Raw genomic sequence first — 3,807 nt, 5'->3', positions numbered from 1 at the left:
TGGGGCATCGCTATCGCTCGCCCCACCCTTGACAATCATGTCATGCATTAAATTTTGGTTAGCTGTCATCGGTGGCGGTGCTATGTCTATGCAGCAACATCCAGCGGTGATATTTGCAACAGGTTATTAATATCTCGCATGACATAAGGGCAAGGCGTTAAATCATTAACTTTGCACTGCTCGATGTGGTCTATCAAAACATCAATACAGTAATCATAAAGCCTTGAGCCGTTGTCTTGGTAGTCTTGTTCCGCCAATTCGAGCGGTTTTGTGCGTTCATTTCTCTGACAAATCAAACGCCATACGGTGTAAGTGATTTCAAATACCTGTTCTGCTTTTTCGTCTGTGGCGTTCACAATGTCATCATCAGATTGTTCACCAATGCCATAGCGTTCCTTGAGTTTTGCCGACCAGTCCAGCTGTCTTTTACCCTTGAAAGCATTTGCAAATTCAATCCACAAACGAGAGTAAGGGCAGTTTGGGTTATCGGTGTCCGCCATGCTAAGGATTTCAAAGGGTGTTAATCCTGTGAGCGGTTCGCCAGCGGTGCGGACTTTGGTTTTACTGTGCCATTTTGTCAATTCGTTATTGATACGCCCCATGCCGTCCCCATCAGTGGGGGCAGGCATACATCCGTACTTTGTCATGTAGTCAGCGATTTTTGCCATTGCCTTAGCATCGGTGATGGCTTGTAAGTCTAAGCCGTGTTTGACCGTTGGCAGGTTATCCATGCCAGCATCATGGCAAGCATTAATCCATTGATGCGCCAGTTCATCCCGTGCCAGCGCCACGAAATCAACGAAAAAAATTTGATTGGGTATTTCATCAAATCGCCACGCTGGTTCACCAAAACAATGACGGTTTTTACATGGTGCTGGTGTCCATATTTTGTGGGGCATGAACGGTATTACATGGTCATAAGATACAGGGCGGTCAAGGAATAACAGGGCATGATAATGCGGATGCCAGCCGTTTACTTCCCCGTAGGTGCATTCAGTGGCGGTAATACGCCCATGCACGCCCAACAGGGCGAGCATTCTGCGCACACGGTGAGAACGGTAAAATATTTCCTTTGCCTGCGCCTGCATCGCCAAAAGATATGCAAGGGGCATCGCTTTGTGATGGGGGGTTGTGAGTGTCAGAAATCCGAACGCTGGCGCACCTTTGATGGCTTGTAGCACTTCAGCGGAACGGGCGGTAGTGATGCGGTTTGCACACTTGGGGCAAGTCCAAACCGAACCGCATAGCATTAGATTACCGTACTGCGCTTTGGCGGTTTCGGTGTTCACATACACGAAAACGCCATTCTCGGCAGAAATACGCCGATGCGTGCAGTGTACGACACGATGCGTTTGTTTTTGTATGCCGTTTTTTTCGTAAAAAATCGGGGCTAAAATCTTGGCAGATTTGCCTTGCAACGCATAAATTTTCTGTCTGTGCTGTGTAATTACAAAATCTTTACGCAAATCCCCGCAAGCCCAGTATTTGGCGTATCGCTCGTTATTTCGTATAGTTACCAAGTGCCCGTTTTCGACACCTGTTTTTTGGGGGGGAACGGGGGTGAATTTTTGCCCGTTTTTTGTGGTGTTTATTTTGTTATATGACATAAAAAAATCGCCTAATTCTTGCATTGGGCGATTTATCTAAGTATAATGAACACATCTTATTATAGATAACCGCCCAAATCAGCCGTAGGAAGTTAATTTGGATTGGTTTCAAAAGCCCCGTTGTTGCGCCAACGGGGTTTTTAATTTTTAGCACTTTTGCGCCAGTGCATCAAATTATGACAATCATACACCCTAATTTTTTTTTCGTCAAACACCCCCAAGCCCACAAAATTGTAATTTTGACGATTTTGCATCATCTGCAAAATGGAGATTTCCCACGTTACATCCCCATTTTTCGCTATGGTTGGCTTAAGAATATTTGTTAGAAAAAAAATTTAAAAAATATTGTGTTTGATGTTTTCGTCTTCAAAATGCAATTCATCAGAAAGAAGTTTTTTTTCTTCTTTGACTTCGTCTTTCATGTCATAAATTCGCAATCGTACTTGTTCAAGTTTTTTTCTGTCTTTTTCTGATGCATTGTAAATCAAATTCAAAGCAATATCACAAATATTTTTATCGCTTTTACACGCATCAAGCAACAATGCCCCAAGAATGATTTTTTCTTGATTTTCTTTTTTGCGCTGTTTCTCTTTCAATGAGTTCAATTCATCTAACTTAGCTTGAATTTGCTGTTCTAAAGTTGCCATTTTTGACCCCTTTTTGTGTTGTTAATAGATGCTTAAATTATAAACCATCGTATTTGCCATTTTCAAGCGTTTTTTGCCACTTCTAATCCCCCAAGCTACCCAAGCACCACCAAGCACCAAAACCCCCCAAAACCCCCTAAAATCATCAATAACACCCCCATTTTAATCATATCTACCTTATTCGCCCCCTGCGTAAGGGCGAACTTAGGAGTTGCAAACATCAACACTAGCGTTTATGATATTGCTAACTCCAGTTCGGCAGGGGCAAGCCCCCACACCCCCAAACCATCACAAGGAAAAAACCAAAATGGCGTTTTATCATTGTTCGGTTAAAGCAGTCCAACGCTCAAAAGGTCAGACTGCTACCCGCTCGGCATCCTACCGAGCAGGGGAGTTAATCAAGTGCGAACGCACAGGATTAACGCACGACTACCGCCGTAAAACAGGGGTGATGCATACAGAGATTATCACCCCAAATGGCATCAATGCCCCAAGCCGTTCCGAGTTATGGAACATGGCGGAAAAGTCAGAAAAGCGGAAAGATAGTTGCGTGGCGAGAGAATACGAAGTAGCGTTACCGCACGAATTAACCGAGCAACAGCGAACCGCCCTAGCCCAAGATTTTTGCAAATACTTGGCTAAAAATTACGGTGTGGCAGTTGATTTGTGCATCCACCGCCCTACTGACAAGGAAGTCAAAAAGGGAGCAGACCCACGCAACCACCACGCCCACATTTTAACCACTACACGAGTAATCACCAATGACGGATTGGGGGCAAAAGCGGACAACGAAAAGGCAGGACGCAACCGCAAAAAAGACCTTGAGCAGGTACGCATAGCATGGCAAGACTTTGCAAATCATCATTTGAAAAAGGCAGGGTTAGACATCCAATTAGACCATCGTTCACATAAAGAAAGGGGGTTAGAGATTGCACCGACCATCAAATTAGGGGTAGCCGTCACAGCAATGGAACGCAAGGGAATACAGACAGACAAGGGCAATTTTAACAGGGCAATCCAGCAGGCAAACCATGAATTGCGACAGCTGAATGATGAACGCATTTATCAGAACAGTATAGATTATGATGCGGTGATGGAAAAATTGGAGCAGGAACAAGAATGGGATAATCACCCATACGCCATATCACCCGAACCACCAGCACCAGCACCCAAGCCAGCACCCGAGCCAGCACCCGAACCGCCAGCATTGACGGCATTGGAATTGGAAAATATCCGCAACGGCTGGAAAAAATATGATGTTGAATATGCGATGGATGAAGCGTTTTCACCAATCTTTGATAAATCCCCAGCAGTCCATATCGCCCAGAAAATAGAGATTGATAGGGTAATAGGGGAGCGGTTAGGGGTTGATAGCGATTACGAAAATCAGCGAAAAATGATAGATGATGCGTTTGAAAGAATTGCGAATATTGCCACAACGCCAGCACCCAAGCCCGAACCCGAGCAATCAAGGGATGATGATTATGACTTCACCATGTAGTAAACCGCACCCCACCAATGCCAGCGATTTTATATTTAATGCATGACATGAT

3 protein-coding genes are annotated in these 3,807 nt (G+C 44.6%); 1 reads left to right on the top strand and 2 read right to left on the bottom strand.

Annotated features, from left to right (window positions below; genetic code table 11):
- Positions 1 to 86: 86 nt before the first annotated feature.
- Together B0680_RS10020 and B0680_RS10015 are read right to left on the bottom strand one after the other, a co-directional pair.
- A complete protein-coding gene (locus B0680_RS10020) occupies positions 87 to 1,607 on the bottom strand; it encodes a protein rep (RefSeq protein ID WP_078254957.1) in 1,521 nt (506 codons plus the stop codon).
- A 335-nt stretch (positions 1,608 to 1,942) separates the two neighbouring features.
- Positions 1,943 to 2,254: a hypothetical protein gene (locus B0680_RS10015; RefSeq protein WP_078254956.1), complete on the bottom strand. Its 312-nt coding sequence runs from the start codon at positions 2,252 to 2,254 to the stop codon at positions 1,943 to 1,945.
- Between the two features lie 307 nt (positions 2,255 to 2,561).
- Here B0680_RS10015 and mobQ point away from each other — a divergent pair, with 307 nt between their 5' ends.
- A complete protein-coding gene (gene mobQ, locus B0680_RS10010) occupies positions 2,562 to 3,755 on the top strand; it encodes a MobQ family relaxase (RefSeq protein ID WP_158078325.1) in 1,194 nt (397 codons plus the stop codon).
- Positions 3,756 to 3,807 lie beyond the last annotated feature (52 nt).

The sequence above is a fragment of the Moraxella pluranimalium genome, assembly GCF_002014825.1.
Classification (GTDB): domain Bacteria; phylum Pseudomonadota; class Gammaproteobacteria; order Pseudomonadales; family Moraxellaceae; genus Moraxella; species Moraxella pluranimalium.
The sequence above is the reverse complement of the archived record's forward strand: the minus strand, read 5'-3'. Positions and strand labels throughout refer to the sequence as shown.